Consider the following 19,665-nt stretch of genomic DNA (forward strand, 5'->3'; position numbering starts at 1 on the left):
TGGTCGTCGTGGAAGACGGGGATCTTCATGCGTTCGCGCAGCTTGCGCTCGACGGTGAAGCATTCCGGCGCCTTGATGTCTTCGAGGTTGATGCCGCCGAAGGTGGCTTCCAGGCCGGCGATGATCTCGACCAGCTTGTCCGGATCGGTCTCGTTGATTTCGATGTCGAAGACATCCAGGCCGGCGAACTTCTTGAACAGCACCGCCTTGCCTTCCATCACGGGCTTGGAAGCCAGCGCGCCGATGTTGCCCAGGCCCAGCACCGCGGTGCCGTTGGTGATCACGCCCACCAGGTTGCCGCGCGCCGTGTAGCGGAACACATTGGCCGGATCGGCCACGATCTCTTCACAGGCTGCCGCCACCCCGGGCGAGTACGCCAGGGCCAGGTCCCGCTGGTTGGTGAGCTGCTTGGTCGGCGTGACCGAGACTTTGCCGGGGCGCCCATGCTCATGGTATTCAAGGGCGGCTTTGCGGAGATTGGCATCCATAGGGGCGGCTACTGGCTAGAGTGGGAAACACGAAAGGGGGGAATTCTATTCCGATGGCGAACGCCGCGATACCTCGGTTATGCCCGCCTGCCCCTTGGATAAGCGCATGCGTTCCATGTTAGCGCCGGCTTACAAATTGTCGCTATTCCGCGATGCGGAATGCGGGGAACCGGCGATCGGGATCGAACTGGGCCTTTATCCGGGAGTCCAGGCGGGTAGTGGCAAGCCCGGGCGGCTCACCCGTCGACTCCGCAGCTTGCGGCGCGGGTTCGGCGTCCGCCAAGGTGACCGCCTGCACCCAGGCCAAGGTGCCGCCGTGCCCCAGCAGCAGATGCGCCAGGTTGACGGTCGCGGGCGCCTCGGGCTTCAGCGCATCCAGGCGGTAGCGGCCCAGCCAACGCTCGCCGTCCCGGGTGGCGAAGGCGTCGCCCCCCGACGCCAGTTGAAACAGCGCCGGCACCAGGCGCTGCACAGTGGCCGAGCGCAAGGGCTGGACATCGGCCTCGCCAAAAGGTCCCAGCGTTTCTTCGATGCCGTCCGCCAGCATCACGTCCAGGGCCAGCAGCCCCGAGTCCGCGCACCGGCCGGCCCGCCAGTGGGCCGGCGCGGCCAGCCACGCGGCCAGGGTCATGTCCCCGGGCAGGCCGGCAAATTGCCGCAGCCCCGCCTGGGCCAAGGCCGCCACGGTGGTCCCGGGCTGCGCGCGCCAGCGTCCGGGAGCTTCGGGCAGCGGCGCCAATCCGGCCATGGCGGACGGGTCTACCCGGAGAACCGGCCCATGGACCGCTTCGAAAGGCCCTTCGGCGCCGTCCAGCGCCAGCGTCACGCCATACTCGGCGCACAGCGTGCGCGCATGCGCCACGTCCGCATCGCGCGCCGCAATCAGCACGCCACGCGGGCCGCCCGCCCCGGCCTCGCCCAGGTCGCGGACGGCGCCCTGGCACAGCAGGGTCAGCCGCTCCATGAAAGCCGCCCAGGGGCTGCGGACCGGACGACGGCCCAGGAGGAAAGCGCGCCGGGATGGCTGCATGACTACAATTCCTTTTTCGCTACAAAACGCCTTCGAGAATCCGATGCCCCGCCTTGCCAATCGCACCCACGACTTCCTGACCTTTCAGGTAATGGAACTATTCAAGCAGGCGCAAGCGCTGCAGGCGGCGGGCAAGGACATTATCAGCCTGGGCATCGGCGAACCGGACTTTACCGCGCCCCCCCAGGTCGTGGAAGCGCTGGAACGCGCGGCGCGCACCGGCCTCAGCGGCTACAGTCCCTCGGCGGGGCTGACCTCCCTGCGGGAGGCCATCGCGCAGTTCTACCATGAACAGTTCGGCGCCCGGATCAATCCGTCCCGCGTTATCGTCACCGCGGGGGCTTCCGGGGCCCTGACGCTTGCCTGCGCGGCCCTGGTCAATCAGGGCGGCGAAGTGCTGATGCCGGATCCGTCCTACCCCGCCAACAGCAATTTCGTGCTGGCGGCGGGCGGCGTGCCGCGACTGATTCCGAGTACGGCCGCCAAGCGCTTCCAGTTGTCTGCGCAAGACGTGGCCAGCCACTGGACACCCGCGACCCAGGGCGTATTGGTCGCCTCGCCCAGCAACCCCACCGGCACCTCCATCGACCACGGCGAGCTGGCCGAACTGCTGGCGCAGGTCCGTGCGCGCGACGGCTTCGCGATCGTCGACGAAATCTACCTGGGTCTGTCCTACGAAGGCCAGCCGCGCTCGGCCCTCACCCTGGACGACGATGTCATCGTCATCAACAGCTTTTCGAAGTACTTCCACATGACGGGCTGGCGCCTGGGCTGGATGATCGTGCCCGAGGACATGGTGGCCCCGGTGGAAAAAATCGCCGCCAGCCTGGCGATCTGTGCGCCCACGCTGGCCCAGCACGCCGCGCTGGCCTGCTTTTCCGCAGGCGCGATGAAGACCTTCGAGCATCGCCGCGAGGCCTTCAAGCAACGCCGCGACTACCTGCTGCCTGAATTCGAGCGCATGGGCATCCAGGTTCCCGTCAAGCCGGATGGCGCCTTCTATATTTATGCCGACATCGCCAACCTGGGCATGGACAGCGCTGCCTTCTCGCAACGCCTGCTGCTGGAGGCGGGCGTTGCCGCCGTGCCGGGCCTGGACTTCGGGCCGGCCCATGGCCGCCACACCATGCGCTTTTCCTACGCCACCGGCCTGGACCGTCTGGAAGAGGCGGTGGCCCGGATCGGCCGGCTTCTGCAAGGGTAAGGCCCCGCAAAGGCTGCTCCGCCGTGGGGCAGCCCGGCGGCGGAACGGCCATTCTTATGAAGAGCGCCGAAGCAAGCGATACACGCTAAAGGATCAGTCGCGAGCCAGCGCGATGCCCGAGGCCAGCGCCAGGCGACGGCGTTCCGCCTGCACCTTGGCGCCATAGCCGTTGTCGTCCGGTCCGGTGGACCCGACGTAACACGCCAAACCGCCATCGACCGAACCGCGCCGGTTGATACAGTCGCGCAGGATCGTGGCGCCCACCCTGATATTCGCGGCGGGATCCAGCGCGGTCTTGCCGACCGCGTCGAACTTGTCCTGGTGGACACTGGTCATCACCTGCATCAGCCCCTGGGCGCCCACATGGCTTTCAGCCAAGGGGTTATAGCGGGACTCGATGGCGATCACGGCCAGCACCAGCAACGGGTCCAGCTGCTTTTCACGGCTGACTTTGTATACCGTGTTCAACAGCGGGCCGGTGGCGTCATAGGCGACCTTGTACTTGCGCGAAATATAGTTGCGCAAGGCTTCCGCCTGCGGACCGGTGGCGCTCATCGCGGTAACCGGTTTGGGCGCCGGCGGCGCGACACGAGCAGGCCCCAGCATGCCGGTTGCATTGCTGGCGGGAGCGGTCGGAACGGCCATGGCAATTGCCGACGACATGTCGGAACCCAGTTCGGACCCGGCTTCGGATTCGGTGCCGGTTTGCATGGATGTAGGCGCTAGGGCGGTCAACAAGGCTTTGTGCACTTGCAATGCCTGGTCGCGCAAACCAGGCAGGGCGAATCCCATGCTTACCGTCACAATGACCGCAATGCCCAGATAGACGGAGCAAATGCGCAGGGACTCGGCAAGATATTGGTGCACTCCTTGGGCCAGGCTTCTGAACAGGCTGGCCACTGACGCATCGGGCATAAAACCTCCTGCGTTAAAAAAGAGGGAGTCAATGTTAACCTCTCTGTCTACCCAATATGTAACCAAATCGCTGGGATCTGTAGTGAAATACCGCGACCTTAGAGACTTCCTCGCCCAACTTGAACGCATGGGCGAGCTCAAACGCATCACTGTGCCGGTATCCACCCGGCTCGAAATGACCGAAATTTCCGACCGTGTCCTGCGTGCGGAAGGTCCGGCCCTGCTGTTTGAAAACGCCCAGCACAATGGCCAACCGGCGCAGATGCCGGTGCTGGCCAATCTGTTCGGCACCCCGTCCCGCGTGGCCCGCGGCATGGGCGCGGACGACGTCAGCGCCCTGCGCGATATCGGCGAGCTGCTCGCCTCGCTGCGCGAACCCGAGGCACCCCGCGGCCTGCGCGACGCGCTGGCCAAGGTCTCGATGCTGAAGTCCGCGCTGTGGGACATGAGCCCCAAGACCGTCAAAAGTCCCGCCTGCCAGGAAATTGTCTGGGAAGGCAAGGACGTGGACCTCACCCGGCTGCCCATCCAGACCTGCTGGCCAGGCGACGTGGCGCCGCTGTTGACCTGGGGCCTGGTGATCACGCGCGGCCCCAATGCCCGCCGCCAGAACCTGGGCATATACCGCCAGCAACTGCTGGGGCCCAACAAGCTGATCATGCGCTGGCTGTCGCACCGCGGCGGCGCGCTGGATTTCCGCGACCACGCCTTGGCGCATCCCGGCACCCCCTTCCCCATCGCGGTCGCCCTGGGTGCCGACCCGGCGACCACGCTGGGCGCCGTCACGCCGGTGCCCGACAGCCTGTCCGAATACCAGTTTGCCGGCCTGCTGCGCGGTTCGCGCACCGAGGTGTCAAAGGCGCTGGGCAGCGACCTGTCCGTACCCGCCTGGGCGGAAATCGTGCTGGAAGGCCACCTGCTGCCATCCTCGGACCCGCGCGCCGTCGCCCCCGTCGTGCCGGAAGGCGTCAATCCGCCGCCGAACACCGATTACGAAATGGCGCTGGAGGGGCCGTACGGCGACCATACCGGCTATTACAACGAACAGGACTGGTTCCCCGTCTTCACGGTGGAGCGGATCACGATGCGGCGCAATCCCATCTATCACTCCACCTATACCGGCAAGCCGCCGGACGAGCCCGCCGTGCTGGGCGTGGCGCTCAACGAGGTGTTCGTGCCCCTGCTGCGTCGCCAGTTGCCCGAGATCGTGGATTTCTACCTGCCGCCGGAAGGCTGCAGCTACCGCCTGGCGGTGGTGTCGATCCGCAAGCAATATGCGGGGCATGCCAAGCGCGTCATGTTCGGCCTGTGGAGCATCCTGCGCCAATTCATGTACACAAAGTTCATCGTCGTGGTGGACGAGGACATCAACCCGCGCGACTGGAAGGAAGTCGTGTGGGCGATGACCACGCGCATGGATCCGGTGCGCGATACCTTGCTGGTGGAGAACACGCCCATCGACTACCTGGACTTCGCTTCGCCGGTGTCCGGCCTGGGCGGCAAGATGGGCATGGACGCCACCAACAAGTGGCCGGGCGAAACCAATCGCGAATGGGGCACCCCCATCACGATGGACGCCGACGTCAAGAAACGCGTGGACGATCTGTGGGGGCAACTGGGCCTGTAATTTCCCGGCTCACGCCATGAAAAAACCCGTCAGAGCGTGACGGGTTTTTTCATGGGCGGCGCAGGCGTCAGCGTTGCCCGGCAGCCGGATCGTCATCGCGGCGCGAGTTCTGCCAGGCCCTGAACAATTGCCACCCGACAAACGCGCCGCCTGCGATCTTCAAGAGCTTGGAGCGTTTGCCGCCGCGCATGACCATGGCGGACAGCGACGAACTGACGATGGGATAACGCCGCGCCAGGCTGATCGCCTGCAAGGCCCAGCGCGACGCGCTGCCCGATGCCAGGCCGGGTAGCAGCCCCTTGAGCAGCGCGGCCGGCTCCAGCTTGCGTCCGGCGGAGGCGATGCTTTGCGCCAACGATTCGCGTTCGATGGCGGCGCGGGCGCGCAGCAGTTCGATGCGCACGGCGCGATCGACGGTGGGAGACCTTTTCGTCATGCTTCAGCCCTCCTCGCGCCGGCGCAACTGCGCTTCGTCGTCGTCCTGCGCATCGCGCACCCGCTCCAGCAGCTCGGCATCGCGGCCGAGTTCTTCCAGCATGGCAGAGAACGGCGGCGCGCCGTAGACCAGCCCGTGCCGCACCGCCACCAGCAAGGCCACGCCAACCAGCCCATAGAAGCCCGCCAGCAGGCCCAAGGCCAGATAGCGGTCTTCGGTGGGCCAGAACGCCACCGCGACCGTGACGGTGAAGACCAGCACCGCCAGTGTCAGGAAAAGCAGCGCAGCAAATGCCATGCCCAAGAGCTTGAGCAGGCGCGCTTTTTCATCCGCCGCTTCCAGCGCCAGCAATTCCAGGCGCGTGCGCAACAGCCCGACCACGCTGGAGGCAACGCCGAAAACAGATTTTCGTAGACCCATGGCTGAAAAGGACGCCGGGCGGGAAGCGCGGCCCTACGCCCGCGCCGCCCGCCCGGATGTCCTGCCCAATCAGCGGCGGCTGATCAGCAAGCCGAGCAGCAGGCCGGTCACGCCTGCGATGCCGATGGCTTGCCAGGGATTGTCGTGCACGTAATCATCGGTCGCGCGGGCAGCCTTGCGGCCGCGTTCCAGCACGGCGTCCTGCGCTTCGTACAAAGCTTCGCGCGTACGCTTCAGCGAGGTCAGCGCGCGGTCGCGCAATTCATTGGCCTTGTCGCCCGTGCTGCTGGCGGCTTCGCGCAACAGGCTTTCGGCGTCATTCAGGCTGGACTTGACACTGTCGATGAGTTTTTCTTTTGCGACTTCTTCGGATTTTCTCGTGGCCATTATTTGAGCTCCTGTTGTGTGTCAATGACGGAACCATCATACCAGCCGCCATGCGGGACCGACGGCGCGCTTGCTACGGTGTGCTACTTGATTTGCGTAATCTCAACGGCGGATTTGACGCCGCCCTGATCGATGTCCTGCTTCATCACCAGGTTGATTGCCGGACAGTACCAGTCCGTCACGGTGGTGTTCATGCCCGGGATGGGTATGGTCAGGCCCTGGAACGTGGCCATGGTGGGATCGGAGTTGCGGGTGTATGTGATCGGATGGCAGGACTGCGCGCCCAACGCCGTATTCACCGACGTCTTCTGCCCGACGGTTTTCTCGCCGATGCGCACCGTGGTGCTGGGCTGCCCGCCCACGGGCGCCTCTTTGCCGATCTTCAGGCGAAACGACGAGCCGGGCAATTTCTGGCCCGCGCTGAGTTTGCCGTCATAGGCGAACAGACCCAGCATGCGCAGGTCGAACTGGCCTTCGGAGGGCTTGGGTGCCTCGCCCGCGCTGGCATAGCGCAGGAAAGTGGCCTGGCCGCCCTTGACCGTCATCAGGTAATCCAGCTTGGACTTGCCCGGAGGCAGGCCCGCATAGCTGAAGGTGGCAACGCCCTGCACGCGCGCGCGGCAGTTGTCGCCATTGCTCTTTGTAACTTCGGCGAACGTCAGATCGGCGCCCAGCGCCAGATTGCCGGAGCCGGTCAGTTGCACGGCGCCGCCGTCATGCATGAATTGCGCATCGCACACGCCGGCCTGCGCCGCAGCGGCCGCGCCCAGCGCGCCCGCCAAAAAAACCAGGGATGCCATTTTTCGCATCGTCACACGCCACTCCATCAATCCGGAAAAAAACTGCCCGCGCCTGGCGCATGGCTGGCTTGATACTACACCGGTTGCGAAGCCCGGCGTATGTCGGAACGTGTCGGCGCGTACCGCGTCGAATCGGCACCAGCGGCGGCTATACAGGCGCTGCCGCGAGCGCGGCGCGCCCGATCAGTGCCTGGATCTCAGGCACGCAGGAGCCGCAACCCGTGCCGCAGCCCAGGCTGGCCTTCAAGGCTGCCAGGTCGCAGCCACGGCCGATGCCGGCCAGGATGGCCGCCTCGCTCACTCCATTGCAGACGCATATGGCACGTGAACGGGCCGCCCCGGCTATCCGCCCCAGCAGCAGCGCCGCCACGCCGGCCGGCGCGTCCCCGCCGCCGGCCCAGGCGAGCAGCGCGTCCTGCGGCCGCAGGTCGCCGGCAAGCAGAAAGCCACGCAACACGCCTTGCTCCATCCTCACCCTGCGCATCTGACCGCGCGCAGGGTCATCGAAGGCCACATCGGGTGCCAGCAGGTCCAGCGCGCCCGCGATCGCTTCCAGCTCCGCGGCCTGCGGCGCGGCCCTGGCGGCCAAGCGCATTCTCACTCCGCCCGCACCCACTGGCAGGACGACCGCGTATTCGAAGCGCCGCAGCCAGGGGGCCAGGCGCGCGCGCAGGGCGGCGCTGTCGCCCTGCAGCCAGCCGGCGGCCTGCCACGCCAGGCCAGCGGGTTCCGCACGGATGGCGCAGTGCTTGAGCTCCGGCTGGCGTGAAATGGGATCGGCCGCCGGACTGGTCAAGGCATTCACCCCCTGCCCCGCCATATAGGCGCTGCCCCAATGCATGGGCAGGAACACCTGCCCGGACGGCAACGCATCGTCCGCCTGCACGGGTAGCACCACACTACCCCGGCGCGATGCCAGCCTTGCCAGCGCGCCGGGCTCGAGCTTCAGCTGGCGCATGTCCTCCGCGTGCATGGACACCCAGGGTTCTTCGACATGCTGCGTCAGCGCAGGGGCCAGGGAGGTGCGCGCCATGGTGTGCCAATGATCGCGCAAGCGGCCGGTGGTCAGCCGCAGGGGATAAGCCGGTGTCGTGGGCTCGGCGACCTGCTGGTAGTCCACGTCGCAAAAGCGGGCGCGCCCGCTGGCGGTGGGAAACACGGCGTCGGCATACAGGCGCGCCGTTCCCTGCCCTTGCCGGTAGGGCCATTGCTGCGGCCCCTGCGCGTCAAGCGTCGCGTAGTCCAACGCGCTGTAGTCCAGGTCCCGGCCCGCGGTCGTGCGGGCGTGCTCGGCAAAGACCTCGCTCTCCTCCCGGTAGGCAAACAGCGCCGCCTTGTCCGGCGCGATCCGGGCGGCCAGTCGCAACGCTACCGCTTGCGCCAGGCGCCAGTCCGGCTGCGCGTCGCCGGGCGGGTCGATTGCCGCCCGCACCCGGCTGATGCGCCGTTCCGAATTGGTCACGGTGCCGGACTTCTCGGGCCACGTGGCGGCAGGCAGCACCAGGTCCGCATATGCCAGGGTCTCCGTGCCGGCGAACGCCTCCTGCACGATGACGAATTCGGCACGCTCGAGTGCCGCGCGCACGCGTGCCTGGTCAGGCAGAGACTGGGCCGGATTGGTGGCGGCGATCCACAGCACTTTGATCCGCCCTTGCAGCGCCGCGTCGAACATCTCCAGCGCCGTGGCGCCCGGCGCGTGGGGCAAGGCGTGCACGCCCCACAGGGCGGCGGTTTCCTCGCGGTCCGCCGCCGACCCTGGGTCGCGATGGCCCGGCAGCAACGTGGCCATGCCGCCAGCCTCCCGGCCGCCCATCGCGTTGGGTTGCCCCGTCAGAGAGAAAGGCCCGGCGCCGGGCTTGCCGATCTGCCCGGTCGCCAGATGCAGGTGTATCAACGCAGCATTCTTGTCGGTGCCGCTGGTCGATTGGTTCAAACCCATGGTGTAGAGCGACAGCGCCGCGCCCGCGCCGCCAAACCAGCGCGCTGCCCGGATGATGTCTTCCGCCGGGACGCCGCAGATATCCTGGGCCGCGCGCGGGGTGATCTTGCGCGCCCGCGCCATCAGGGTCTCGAAGCCCTGGGTATGGCGCTGGATGTAGCCGTGGTCCAGCAAGCCCTCGCGCTCCATGACATTCAGCATGGCATGGAACAGGGCCACGTCGGTGCCGGCCGCCAGCGGCAGATGCAAGTCGGCGAAGGCCGCGGTGTCGGTGCGCCGTGGATCCGCGACGATCACCTTCATGCCGGGACGCCGCGCCCGCGCCGCCTCCAGCCGCCTGAACAGCACGGGATGCGCGTACGCCATGTTGGAGCCGGCGATCAGCACCGTATCCGCCAGGTCCAGATCTTCGTAGCAGGCTGGCGGCGCATCGGCGCCCAGCGTGCGTTTGTAGCCCGACACCGCGCTGGACATGCACAGGCGCGAATTGGTGTCGATATTGTTGGTGCCGACCAGCCCGCGCGCCAATTTGTTGAAAACCGCGTAATCCTCGGTCAGCAGCTGCCCCGACAGATAGAAGCCCACCGCGTCCGGTCCGTCGCGCGCGATGGTGTCGGCCAACCTGGCCGCCACGATGTCCAGCGCCTCCCCCAGCGCAATGGCCCGCATCGGTTGGGCGCGCGTCTCGCGCCATTGCGCCGAGAGCACACGCGCGCCGTCGCGCCGCACCGTGTCCGCCAACGCCAACCCCTTGCTGCACAACCTGCCCCGGTTGGCGGGATGCTGTTCGTCACCACGCACGCGCAGCACGGCGCCGTCGCGCGTTTGCACCCGCAAGCCGCAGCCGGTGCCGCAATAGCAGCACACAGATGCCACTTCGCTGACGCCGTGCGCCACGTCCACGATATCTATCCGGCGCGTCTTGGACCCATCCATGCCTTACTCTCCCGCCGCGCCTTCGCCGTGCATGAGCCGCTCGCGCAAAGGGCCAATGCGCCTGCCCTCGCGGATCAGCCGCACATACCACCCGCTGTCCGCCGTATCGCCGTACAGGCAGGCGCCCACCAATTTGTCGTCGCGGATCACCAGTTTCTTGTAGACGCCGCCCGGCGTGTCGGCCAGCGTAATCGCTTCGGTCTGCGGCCCACCCGTGAAGTCGCCGGCGGAGAAGAGGTCAATGCCGGTGACCTTCAGCCGAGTCGCAGTGACGCTGCCTTGATAACGGCCAATGCCATGCAGCGCCAGATGATTGGCCGCCACTTTCGCCTGCTCGTACAGGGGCGCGACCAGGCCATAGGCGGTGCCGCGATGGCTGACGCATTCGCCCACCGCATAAATGCGCGGGTCATACGTCTGCAAGGTGTCGCTGACCACCACGCCACGATTCACGTGCAGCCCGCAGCGCTCCGCCAATTCCGTGTTGGGCCGCACGCCCACCGCCATCACGACCAGGTCCGCCGGGATCTCTTCCCCGTCCGCGAAGCGCAAAGCGCGCACCCGCCCGCTGCCTCCGTCCAGGATCTCCCGGGTCTGGCGCCCCAGCAGGAACTTCAGTCCACGCGCTTCGAGACTGCGGCGCAGCAATGCCGCGGCGCCGCCGTCAAGCTGCCGGTCCAGCAGCGATTCCCCGAGATGCACCACCGACACATCCATGCCACGCGCGGCCAGGCCATTGGCGGCCTCCAGCCCCAGCAGGCCCCCGCCTATCACCACCGCATGCCGGTAGCGCGACGACGCTTCTATCATCCGGTTTACGTCGCCGATATCGCGAAAGGCGATGACGCCGTCCAGATTGCTGCCCGGCACCGGCAGGATGAACGGATTCGATCCGGTGGCCAGCAGCAACCGATCGTAGGGCGCCTCGGTGCCGTCGTCGGCCAGCGCAATCCGGCGTGCGCGGTTCACGCCGACCACCTTGCGATTCAGCAGCAGGCGGATGCCGTGGCGGACATACCAGTCCTCGTCATTGAGCACGATGTCCCGCAGGGTCTGTTCGCCGGTCAGGACCGGCGATAGCAAAATGCGGTTGTAGTTGGGATACGGCTCCGCGCCGAACACCGTGATGTCGTACAGGTCTGGCGCCAGCTTCAGCAGTTCCTCCAGCGTGCGCATGCCCGCCATGCCATTGCCGACCACGACGAGCTTCTGCTTCGTGTCCATGGCGATCCTAGGCGGCTGCGCGCGATGCGCCGGCCTCGGCTAGCGGTTCGTCTGCCGCAGACAGGGCCGCATTGGCCTGCGCTGCGGCCTGCGAGCGCTCCGGGTTGCCATGGCGCCGATGCAGGAAATCCACCACGGACGCCCGGCAGGCCAGATAGGCCGCGTCATTGGCCAGGCGCACACGGTCGCGCGGACGGGGCAAAGGCACTGGCAGGATCTCTCCGATGGTCGCGGCCGGACCGTTGGTCAGCATAACGATGCGGTCCGACAGCAGCACGGCTTCGTCGACGTCGTGCGTAACCATGATGGTGGTGGTGCGCGTCTTGGCGACGATCTTCAGCAATTCGTCCTGCAGATGCGCGCGCGTGAGCGCATCCAGCGCGCCAAAGGGTTCGTCCATCAGCAGCACGCCCGGCTCGATCGCCAGGGCCCGCGCAATGCCCACGCGCTGCTTCATGCCCCCGGAGATTTCGCGCGGCAGCTTGCTCTGCGCCGGCAGCAGACCCACCAGATCCAGCGCGGCCCGGGTGCGTTCGATCAGCTGCGCACGCTTTTCGGAAGCGCCGAAGACCCGCTCCACCGCCAGATGCACGTTCTGGAAGCAGCTCAACCAGGGCAACAGCGAATGGTTCTGAAACACCACGGCGCGGTCCGGGCCAGGCCCGGTGATCTCGCGCTCTGCGCACAGCAGCACACCGCTGCTGGGACGGGCCAGGCCGGCGATCAGATTGAGCAACGTCGATTTGCCGCAGCCGGAATGGCCTATTAGCGTGATGAACTCGCCTTGGTCCACCGTCAGGTCGACATCGCGCAGCGCCACGAAGTTGCCCTTGCGGGTATTGAACGTCTGGCCCACGCGTTCGATGCGTACATGCTTCTTCATGGCGCTATTCCTCCGTATAGGTGAAGCGGCGGGCCAGGGCGACCAGCAGGGTTTCCAGCAACAGGCCCACAATGCCGATCACGAAAATCGCAATAACGATGTGTTCCACCTTCAGGTTGTTCCATTCGTCCCACAGCCAGAAGCCGATGCCCGTGCCGCCGGTCAGCATCTCCGCCGCCACGATCACCAGCCATGCCGTGCCGATCGACAGGCGCACGCCGGTCAACATGTAGGGCAGCACGGCAGGCAACAGCACCTTGGTGGTCACCTTCCATTCGGACAGGTTCAGCACCCGCGCCACGTTCAGGTAGTCCTGGGGAACGCGCGACACGCCAACTGCGGTGTTGATGATCATCGGCCAGATCGAACAGATGAAGATGGCCCAGATGGCGGCCGGATTGGCCGCCTTGAACAGCAGCAACCCCAGCGGCAGCCAGGCCAGCGGCGACACCGGCCGCAGCAGGCTGACGATGGGAGAGAACATCGCGCGCACCGCGGCATAGCGGCCGATGGCGAAGCCTACGGGTATGCCGATCAGCGCCGCCAGTCCGAAGCCGATCGCCACGCGCTGCAGCGACGCCAGCAGGTTCCAGCCTATGCCCTTGTCATTGGGACCGTTGTCGTAGAACGGATCGGAAAAAAGCTCGACGGCCGCGCGCCAGGTGACTCCCGGCGTGGGGATTTCCGGTATGCGCATCGCCACCACCTGCCACACCAGCACAAACAGCGCGAAGCCCGCCACGGGCCCGACCACGGCCCGCAATGCACACTCCAGACGCTCTCGCCAGAAGACGATGAACGCATCGCCACGATTCATACTCGTTACGGTAGACATAGCATGCCCCTTTCAGATATCCGCGGTTTGGCGCTCAGGCCCGGACCTTGAATCCGTCGGCGTAGCCCGCGGGATTGCTGCCGTCCCACACCACGCCGTCGATGAGTTTGGAGCTGCGCATCTCACTGGGCGGCAGCGCCACGCCCGCTGCCTGCGCGGCCTGCTTGTACAGGTCGATCCGGTTGATCTGCTTAGCAATCGCCAGGTAGTCGGGATGCTCCTTGAGCAGCCCCCAGCGCTTGTGCTGCGTGAGGAACCACATGCCATCGCTGAGGTACGGGAAATTCGCGGATCCATCGGCGTAAAAGCGCATGGCGTGCTCGTCCGTCCAGCGCTTGCCCAGACCGTCCTCATAGCGCCCCAGCATGCGGTCGACGATGCCGCTGGCGTCCGTGTTGACATAGGATTTGGCGGCAATGGTCTCGGCGGTCTTCTGCCGGTTGGCGGGCGAGGCATCGATCCACCTGCCGGCCTCGAGGATGGCGGCGGTGACCGCGCGCGCCGTGTTCGGATGCCGCGATACGAAGTCCGCGCTTGTGCCCAGCACCTTCTCGGGGTGGTCCGTCCAGATGCCCTGCGACGTAACGGCGGTGTAGCCGATGTTGTCCAGGATGGCGCGCGCCCCCCAAGGTTCGCCCACGCAGTAGCCGTCCATATTGCCCACGCGCATATTGGCCACCATCTGCGGAGGCGGCACGGTAATCACCTTGGCGTCCTTCATGGGATTGATGCCATAGGACGCCAGCCAGTAGTACAGCCACATCGCATGCGTGCCGGTGGGAAAGGTCTGGGCAAAGGTGTATTCGCGCTTGTCGGAGGCCATCAACTTGGCCAGCGATTCGCCATCGCGCACACCCGCAACGCGCAGTTTGTCCGATAGCGTGATCGCCTGGCCGTTCTGGTTCAGGCTCATCAGCACGGCCATGTCCTTCTTCGGTCCGCCTATGCCCAGGTGCACGCCGTAGACCAGGCCATAGAGCACGTGCGCCATGTCAAGCTCGCCATTCATGAGCTTGTCGCGCACCGCCGCCCAGGAAGCTTCCTTGGAGGGCGTGATGGTCACGCCATGCTTTTTGTCGATGCCCAGCACCGAGGCCATCACGACCGACGCGCAATCGGTCAGCGGTATGAAGCCGATCTTGACCTCGGTCTTCTCGGGAGCATCCGTGCCGGCGGCCCAGGCGCCGGCGCGCACCAAGGGATCCACCAACGACAGCAGGCTGGCGCCGGCCACCGCGCGCGCCGTGCCGCTCAGCCATTTGCGGCGTCCGGCGTTGGCACTGAGATCCCCGCCCGCGGCGGCGTCGGTGGAGGGGCTACGGGTCGATGGCGTCATGCATGGCTCCTGGCAAAAAAAAACGTTCCGCGCGCCATGGATTCCCATCCAGTGGCGCTGCGGAACGTCGTTGTCCCTTGCCGCGATTCGCGGCGCGTTGCGTGGGGCAACCGTCGTTGGCGCCCGAAATCACTCAAGCAAACGCTGTGCCAGAAAATACGGAACACGGGCTCATGCGCCGCCAGCCCGCGTCCGCGCTGGCGCAGCCCGAGGTTATGCGCCTGCGGCCGGCAGGCCGGAAAACGGGGCGCGAACCAATATGGTGCGCAACCGGTTGCGGCGGCGCACCATCCGTGTGCCATCCACGCTCCCTCGCTGTGCCGGCGCGCGCGCCACCGTCGCGCCACGCGATGGCACGGAACTTGCATGACTGTGTACATCAGAGGGGAATCTCATGCTTAAGGTCATGCTGCTCAACGATGGAGAAGGACGCGCGGCGTCGCTGCGGCAAACGCTGGCCGCGGCGGGCGTGCATGTCGTGGCGGAAGCAACGCCAGGCATGGACCTGGCCGCCGCGATCGCGCAGGCCGCCCCCGACGTCGTACTGATAGATAGCGATGCGCCCGGCCGGGACACACTGGAAAACGTCTGTGTGGCCAGCGAGCACAGCGACCGCCCGGTCGTGATGTTCACGGACAACGGCAATCGCGACACCATACGCAGCGCCTTGCGCGCAGGCGTCGCGGCGTATGTCGTGGGCGACGTGCCGGCCGGGCGCATCGAGCCGCTCTTGACGGTGGCGATCGAACGCTTCGCCATGGAGAAGTCGCGCCGCGAGGAATTGCGCGAAGCGCAACTGCGCCTGGCCGACCGCCAGTGGGTGGAAAAGGCGAAAGGCATCCTGATGAAGGCGCGCTCGATCTCGGAGGACGAGGCCCACGGGCTGTTGCGCCAACGCGCCATGCAAAGCCAGAAGCGGCTGGGCGAGGTCGCCCGCGAGGTGGTGGAAATGAACGCCTGGCTCGGCAAATCCACTTAATGAGCTTTGGTTATATGAAACAAAGAAATCAAAAGTTGTGGGGATGAGCCCCCCTTCCTATGATCCAACGACACTATGCCGGGTACGCCCGAGGCTGGCATTCAATGACGCTTTTCCCGATTTTTGCCGATCTGAAAGACAGGCTGGTCCTGGTGGTGGGCGGTGGCGCCGTCGCCGAACGCAAGACGCTTTCCCTGCTGGAAGCCTCCGCGGACGTACTCGTGGGCGCCCCGGCGCTGACACCCGCCCTGGCCGCCCTGGCCGCCGAAGGCCGCATCCGCCATCTTTCCGGCCGGTTTGATCCCGCCTGGCTCAACGAGGCCTGGCTGGTGGTCGCCGCCACCGATGACCGAGTAACCAATGCCGCCGTTTCCGAGGCGGCCCGCGCCCGGCGCATATTCAGCAACGTGGTCGACGATCCCGAGCTGTCATCCTTCCAGGTGCCCTCCATCGTCGACCGCTCACCCGTCATCGTCGCCATTTCCTCATCCGGCGTGGCGCCGGTGCTGGCGCGCCGGATCCGGGAACGCATCGAATCGCTGTTCGACCATACATTGGGCCAGCTGGCCGGCTTGGCCGCCAGCTACCGCAAGCGCATCCGGGCGAGCCACCCCGACCTGGGCGCTCGCCGCCGCTTCTACGACTGGCTGCTGGACGGCCCGGTGGCGGGCTTCCTGCGGCAGCAACAGCCGGCCCAGGCAGAAGCCGCGCTCGAGGCCGCCTTGGCCGCGCCACAAGCGCCTGCCACGGGCAGCGTGGTGCTGGTGGGCGCCGGCCCCGGCGATCCCGGCCTGCTGACGCTGAAGGCGCTGCGCGCGCTGAACGAAGCCGATGTGATCCTCCATGACCGGCTGGTCAGCGACGAGGTCATGGGGCTGGCGCGCCGCGACGCCGAGCGCGTGTCCGTCGGCAAGCTGCCTGGCGAAAACCACAACGCCACCCAGGCGCGCATCCATAAGCTGATGGTCGAGCATGCGCGCGCCGGACGCCGCGTGGTGCGGCTCAAGGGGGGAGACGCCTTCATCTTTGGGCGAGGCGGCGAAGAACTGGAATATCTGCGCGCGCATGGCGTGCGCTATGAAGTGGTGCCGGGCATCACCGCCGCGCTGGCCTGTGCGGCCTATGCCGGCATCCCGCTGACGCACCGCGAGCACGCCCAGTCCGTCCGCCTGGTCACCGCGCACTGCCGCGAAGACGAGGACAATCTGGACTGGCCCGCGCTGGCACGTGAAAAACAGACCCTGGCGTTCTACATGGGCGTAGGACAACTGGATCTGCTGACCAACCGCCTGCTGGCACACGGCCGGTCGCCGGACACGCCTTTCGCGCTGATCGAAAACGGCAGCCGGCCCGAACAGCGCGTGTTGTCGGGCACGCTCGAACGATTGCCGTCCCTGGCCGCGGAGCACGCCATCCAGTCCCCCGCCCTTTTGATCGTGGGCGAGGTCGCGGGCCTGGCGCCGCAGCTGCAATGGTTCAGCCAGCACATTGAAGGCCAGCCGGAGGAAGTGGCGGCCTGACCGGCTGCATCCGCAGCCGTCGCCCCAGGCCGCTATTCGGTCTTTTGAGTCGTGCCGAAGATGCGGTCGCCGGCGTCGCCCAGGCCGGGCATGATGTAGCCGTGTTCATTCAGCCCGTCATCGATGGACGCGGTATAGATATGCACATCGGGGTGCTTAGCCAGGACGGCGTCAATGCCGACCGGCGCCGCAACCAGCACCAACGCGCGGATTTCCTTGCAGCCGGCGCGCTTGAGCAGGTCGATGGCGGCAACCATGGAGCCGCCGGTGGCCAGCATCGGATCGACGATCAGGGCCAGGCGCTGGTCCAGTTCGCCCACCAGGCGTTCCAGGTAGGTATGCGCTTCCAGCGTCTCTTCGTTGCGGGCCACGCCCACCACGCTGACCTTGGCGCCCGGAATCAGGCTGAGCACGCCGTCCAGCATGCCGATGCCGGCGCGCAGGATGGGCACCACGGTGACTTTCTTGCCGGCGATCTTCTCGACCTCTACCGGGCCACACCAGCCTTCGACCGTGGCGGGCGCCAGCGGCAGGTCCTTGGACGCTTCGTAAGTGAGCAGCGCGCCCACTTCCTGGGAGAGCTCACGGAAGCTCTTGGTGCTGAGGTCGGCGCGGCGCATGATCCCGAGCTTGTGGCGGATCAGCGGATGGCGGATTTCGTGCACGGGCATGTGCGTAACTCTCCAGAATATTGATAGACAGGGTTTTCGCCTCAGGCGGAACCATGGCGGCGCGACGCGCATTGCGTCGCCCGTCGCTGAGCCACATCTGAGGATCGTAATCGGTTTGGAAGGGAATTGTTATTGACCGCCAGCAGGATCTTTCGAAGATTTTTTCCGGCGCGATGAATGCATGTTTATTGTTCAGTGAGCCAGGCGATCAGTGCGTCGTCGAAGGCGCGCACGGCGCCCGCCTGTTCATGGTTAACGATGCTGACCACCACGTAGCGCTTGCCGCTGGCGCCCAGCACGTAACCCGCGATGGAACGCACGTCGCGCAGCGATCCCGTCTTCAGGTGGGCCATGCCCGCGGTGCCGTCGCCCTTGAGCCGGCGGCGCACCGTGCCGTCCACCCCGGCGATTGCAAAAGATGAAATGTACTCCGGCATGACCGGCGAATTCCAGGCCACGGTCAGCATGGACGCAAGGCTGTCGGCGGACACCCGGGCGTCGCGCGACAGGCCGGCGCCGTTGTCGATGACCAGTTCCGGCATGTCCAGGCCTTGCTTGGCCAACAGCCCCTTGGCCACGGCTTCGCTGCTGGCGACGGTGGCGGGCCGGCGGCCTCGCTCTGCGCCCAGGGTCAGCAGCAAGGTGCGCGCCATCACATTGTTGCTGCGCTTGTTGATCTGGCGGATGGCCTCGGCCAGCGTCGGCGAATCATGCGAGGCCAGCACGACGGCGTCGGGCGGGACCATGCCTGAACGGACCTGGCCCTTGAAGGTGCCGCCCAGTTCCTTCCAGAGCATGCGGAACACCTCGGTGGCGTAGTCGGGCTGCGACAGCGCCAGGCGATACAGGCTGAACTCGCCGCAGGAGCCCGCCACCTTGCCGTTCACGCGGATGGTCACGCCTTGCTGGGTGATCAATGGCTCGGTCGTCACTACCGGAGGGCCCGGGCAGCGGGCGTCGCTCCATTCCACGCGGCCCTCGATTTTCAGCCCGGGCAGCGGCGGGTCGATCAGCGGCACCCATTTGTTGGCGGCCGGATCCGGCGTGAACAGCAGGCGCAGCGCGCCGAAGCCCACCATGAGGGCGTCGGGACTGGCGTTGTAAGCTCGGTCCGGGGCGCCATCGAACGCGCCAGGGTCGGTCGCCACCTGGCCGAAGATGCTGCGGTCGATGACAAGGTCGTTGATCTGCTTGACGCCGCGCAGGCGCAGTTCTCGCAGCAATACCCACAGGTCCTGCAGCAGGAATTGCGGATCGCCGCCAGCCCGCAAATACAGGGGACCGCTCAGCACGCCCTTGGCATCGGGCCGCGCGCCCGGCGCCGTCATGAACTCGGTGCGCCAGACGTAGTTGGGCCCCAGTTCGGACAGCGCTGCCCAGGTCGTGACCAGCTTCATCACCGAGGCCGGATTGCGCGATTCCTTGGCGTTCAGCGCCACCAGGCGCGGCCCGCCCACTTCCTGTACCACCAGGGACAGGGAACTGTCGGGCAGCTTGCTCGCTTTCCAGGCGTTCACCACGTTGGGCGGCAGGCCGGGCACCTGTGCCCAGGCCGCGCTCGCCACCGCGGCCAGCAGCCCTCCGGCCAGCCACCGCTTCAGCCCGCCCACACGCTTATTCGCTCGTCCCGTCATCTACGCCCACCCGGTTGCTCGTCCTGCAAAACCGAGAGCATACAAAACCTGGACGAGTTGCGGCGCGCAGGCCGTTTCCCCGTCGGGCCGCCCCAAGGGGGAACAGCCCCCCTCGGGGGCAGCAAGCACGCATAGCGTGCGCGGCGTGGGGGCCCTCCCTCCCGCCGGGCCGCCCCAAGGGGGAACAGCCCCCCCTCGGGGGGCAGCAAGCACGCGCAGCGTGCGCGGCGTGGGGGCCCTCCCTCCCGCCGAGCCGCCCCAAGGGGAAACAGCCCCTCGGAGGCAGCAAGCACAAACGGCCCCCCAGAAAAATAGCCGGCCCGCCGCCGGGCCGCCCCAAGGCGGGCCAGCCCCCCTCGGGGGGGCAGCAAGCACGCATAGCGTGCGCAGCGTGGGGGGCC

Annotated in this window: 16 protein-coding genes and 2 pseudogenes; 4 read left to right on the top strand and 14 right to left on the bottom strand. The window is 66.7% G+C overall.

The genetic code is table 11. From position 1 onward, the window contains the following. Positions 1 to 488 (bottom strand): annotated as a pseudogene (locus tag CEY08_RS29610) (NADP-dependent malic enzyme); the annotation flags it as partial. A 142-nt stretch (positions 489 to 630) separates the two neighbouring features. After that, positions 631 to 1,518 carry an FAD-binding protein gene (locus tag CEY08_RS29615; protein WP_076815112.1) on the bottom strand — a complete coding sequence of 296 codons (888 nt, stop codon included), beginning with the start codon at positions 1,516 to 1,518 and terminating at the stop codon, positions 631 to 633. Positions 1,519 to 1,561: 43 nt separating this feature from the next. On the opposite strand from CEY08_RS29615, the gene CEY08_RS29620 reads away from it, so the two are divergent. Continuing rightward, entirely contained in the window at positions 1,562 to 2,722 is a 1,161-nt protein-coding gene (locus tag CEY08_RS29620; RefSeq protein ID WP_076817859.1) for a pyridoxal phosphate-dependent aminotransferase, read from the top strand. A 93-nt stretch (positions 2,723 to 2,815) separates the two neighbouring features. Here the strand turns inward: CEY08_RS29620 and CEY08_RS29625 are convergent, their stop codons facing one another. Then, the gene (locus CEY08_RS29625) at positions 2,816 to 3,637 is read right to left on the bottom strand and encodes a lytic transglycosylase domain-containing protein (protein ID WP_042794803.1); all 822 of its coding nucleotides are present in this window, start codon (positions 3,635 to 3,637) and stop codon (positions 2,816 to 2,818) included. A gap of 82 nt (positions 3,638 to 3,719) precedes the next feature. On the opposite strand from CEY08_RS29625, the gene ubiD reads away from it, so the two are divergent. Continuing rightward, the gene (gene ubiD, locus CEY08_RS29630) at positions 3,720 to 5,264 is read left to right on the top strand and encodes a 4-hydroxy-3-polyprenylbenzoate decarboxylase (RefSeq protein ID WP_063643371.1); all 1,545 of its coding nucleotides are present in this window, start codon (positions 3,720 to 3,722) and stop codon (positions 5,262 to 5,264) included. Between the two features lie 67 nt (positions 5,265 to 5,331). On the opposite strand, the gene CEY08_RS29635 is transcribed toward ubiD, so the two are convergent. The 9 genes and pseudogenes from CEY08_RS29635 to CEY08_RS29675 form a co-directional block, all read right to left on the bottom strand. Next, the gene (locus tag CEY08_RS29635; RefSeq protein WP_042794804.1) at positions 5,332 to 5,700 is read right to left on the bottom strand and encodes a hypothetical protein; all 369 of its coding nucleotides are present in this window, start codon (positions 5,698 to 5,700) and stop codon (positions 5,332 to 5,334) included. Between the two features lie 3 nt (positions 5,701 to 5,703). Continuing rightward, positions 5,704 to 6,120: a phage holin family protein gene (locus CEY08_RS29640; protein ID WP_076815114.1), complete on the bottom strand. Its 417-nt coding sequence runs from the start codon at positions 6,118 to 6,120 to the stop codon at positions 5,704 to 5,706. A 69-nt stretch (positions 6,121 to 6,189) separates the two neighbouring features. Continuing rightward, complete coding sequence (locus tag CEY08_RS29645; protein ID WP_013395739.1) at positions 6,190 to 6,507, bottom strand: ElaB/YgaM/YqjD family protein; 318 nt, start codon at positions 6,505 to 6,507, stop codon at positions 6,190 to 6,192. A gap of 83 nt (positions 6,508 to 6,590) precedes the next feature. Continuing rightward, positions 6,591 to 7,316, bottom strand: a complete 726-nt coding sequence (locus CEY08_RS29650; protein ID WP_076815116.1) for a hypothetical protein — start codon at positions 7,314 to 7,316, stop codon at positions 6,591 to 6,593. 139 nt (positions 7,317 to 7,455) lie between these two features. After that, entirely contained in the window at positions 7,456 to 10,182 is a 2,727-nt protein-coding gene (locus CEY08_RS29655; protein ID WP_084738592.1) for a nitrate reductase, read from the bottom strand. Positions 10,183 to 10,188: 6 nt separating this feature from the next. Further along, positions 10,189 to 11,406: pseudogene (locus CEY08_RS29660) on the bottom strand (NAD(P)/FAD-dependent oxidoreductase); the annotation flags it as partial. 7 nt (positions 11,407 to 11,413) lie between these two features. After that, entirely contained in the window at positions 11,414 to 12,289 is an 876-nt protein-coding gene (locus tag CEY08_RS29665) for an ABC transporter ATP-binding protein (protein WP_076815119.1), read from the bottom strand. Between the two features lie 4 nt (positions 12,290 to 12,293). Continuing rightward, a complete protein-coding gene (ntrB, locus tag CEY08_RS29670; protein ID WP_063643376.1) occupies positions 12,294 to 13,124 on the bottom strand; it encodes a nitrate ABC transporter permease in 831 nt (276 codons plus the stop codon). A 34-nt stretch (positions 13,125 to 13,158) separates the two neighbouring features. Continuing rightward, the gene (locus tag CEY08_RS29675; RefSeq protein WP_088607873.1) at positions 13,159 to 14,460 is read right to left on the bottom strand and encodes a CmpA/NrtA family ABC transporter substrate-binding protein; all 1,302 of its coding nucleotides are present in this window, start codon (positions 14,458 to 14,460) and stop codon (positions 13,159 to 13,161) included. A gap of 394 nt (positions 14,461 to 14,854) precedes the next feature. Between CEY08_RS29675 and CEY08_RS29680 the strand changes: the two genes are divergently transcribed. Both CEY08_RS29680 and cysG read left to right on the top strand, forming a co-directional pair. Beyond that, positions 14,855 to 15,439: an ANTAR domain-containing response regulator gene (locus CEY08_RS29680; RefSeq protein ID WP_076815121.1), complete on the top strand. Its 585-nt coding sequence runs from the start codon at positions 14,855 to 14,857 to the stop codon at positions 15,437 to 15,439. A gap of 104 nt (positions 15,440 to 15,543) precedes the next feature. Beyond that, complete coding sequence (gene cysG, locus CEY08_RS29685; protein WP_088607874.1) at positions 15,544 to 16,959, top strand: siroheme synthase CysG; 1,416 nt, start codon at positions 15,544 to 15,546, stop codon at positions 16,957 to 16,959. A gap of 32 nt (positions 16,960 to 16,991) precedes the next feature. Here cysG and upp read toward each other — a convergent pair whose 3' ends face one another. Together upp and dacB are read right to left on the bottom strand one after the other, a co-directional pair. Continuing rightward, positions 16,992 to 17,630 (bottom strand): uracil phosphoribosyltransferase, encoded by a 639-nt coding sequence (gene upp / locus CEY08_RS29690; RefSeq protein WP_042794811.1) that lies wholly within the window; start codon positions 17,628 to 17,630, stop codon positions 16,992 to 16,994. A gap of 185 nt (positions 17,631 to 17,815) precedes the next feature. Further along, the gene (gene dacB / locus CEY08_RS29695; RefSeq protein ID WP_076815123.1) at positions 17,816 to 19,264 is read right to left on the bottom strand and encodes a D-alanyl-D-alanine carboxypeptidase/D-alanyl-D-alanine endopeptidase; all 1,449 of its coding nucleotides are present in this window, start codon (positions 19,262 to 19,264) and stop codon (positions 17,816 to 17,818) included. Positions 19,265 to 19,665 lie beyond the last annotated feature (401 nt).

Origin of the sequence: Achromobacter insolitus (genome assembly GCF_002209555.1) — a bacterium.
In the GTDB taxonomy this organism is placed as follows: domain Bacteria; phylum Pseudomonadota; class Gammaproteobacteria; order Burkholderiales; family Burkholderiaceae_B; genus Achromobacter; species Achromobacter insolitus.

What these genes read in the sequence shown, in the direction of transcription:
- CEY08_RS29625 (WP_042794803.1), bottom strand. Translation starts at nt 3,637, where the DNA reads ATGCCCGATGCGTCAGTGGCCAGCCTGTTCAGAAGCCTGGCCCAAGGA.
- upp (WP_042794811.1), bottom strand. Translation starts at nt 17,630, where the DNA reads ATGCCCGTGCACGAAATCCGCCATCCGCTGATCCGCCACAAGCTCGGG.
- CEY08_RS29680 (WP_076815121.1), top strand. Translation starts at nt 14,855, where the DNA reads ATGCTTAAGGTCATGCTGCTCAACGATGGAGAAGGACGCGCGGCGTCG.
- CEY08_RS29655 (WP_084738592.1), bottom strand. Translation starts at nt 10,182, where the DNA reads ATGGATGGGTCCAAGACGCGCCGGATAGATATCGTGGACGTGGCGCAC.
- CEY08_RS29650 (WP_076815116.1), bottom strand. Translation starts at nt 7,316, where the DNA reads ATGCGAAAAATGGCATCCCTGGTTTTTTTGGCGGGCGCGCTGGGCGCG.
- cysG (WP_088607874.1), top strand. Translation starts at nt 15,544, where the DNA reads ATGACGCTTTTCCCGATTTTTGCCGATCTGAAAGACAGGCTGGTCCTG.
- CEY08_RS29645 (WP_013395739.1), bottom strand. Translation starts at nt 6,507, where the DNA reads ATGGCCACGAGAAAATCCGAAGAAGTCGCAAAAGAAAAACTCATCGAC.
- dacB (WP_076815123.1), bottom strand. Translation starts at nt 19,264, where the DNA reads ATGACGGGACGAGCGAATAAGCGTGTGGGCGGGCTGAAGCGGTGGCTG.
- CEY08_RS29665 (WP_076815119.1), bottom strand. Translation starts at nt 12,289, where the DNA reads ATGAAGAAGCATGTACGCATCGAACGCGTGGGCCAGACGTTCAATACC.
- ntrB (WP_063643376.1), bottom strand. Translation starts at nt 13,124, where the DNA reads ATGTCTACCGTAACGAGTATGAATCGTGGCGATGCGTTCATCGTCTTC.
- CEY08_RS29675 (WP_088607873.1), bottom strand. Translation starts at nt 14,460, where the DNA reads ATGACGCCATCGACCCGTAGCCCCTCCACCGACGCCGCCGCGGGCGGG.
- CEY08_RS29620 (WP_076817859.1), top strand. Translation starts at nt 1,562, where the DNA reads ATGCCCCGCCTTGCCAATCGCACCCACGACTTCCTGACCTTTCAGGTA.
- CEY08_RS29640 (WP_076815114.1), bottom strand. Translation starts at nt 6,120, where the DNA reads ATGGGTCTACGAAAATCTGTTTTCGGCGTTGCCTCCAGCGTGGTCGGG.
- CEY08_RS29615 (WP_076815112.1), bottom strand. Translation starts at nt 1,518, where the DNA reads ATGCAGCCATCCCGGCGCGCTTTCCTCCTGGGCCGTCGTCCGGTCCGC.
- CEY08_RS29635 (WP_042794804.1), bottom strand. Translation starts at nt 5,700, where the DNA reads ATGACGAAAAGGTCTCCCACCGTCGATCGCGCCGTGCGCATCGAACTG.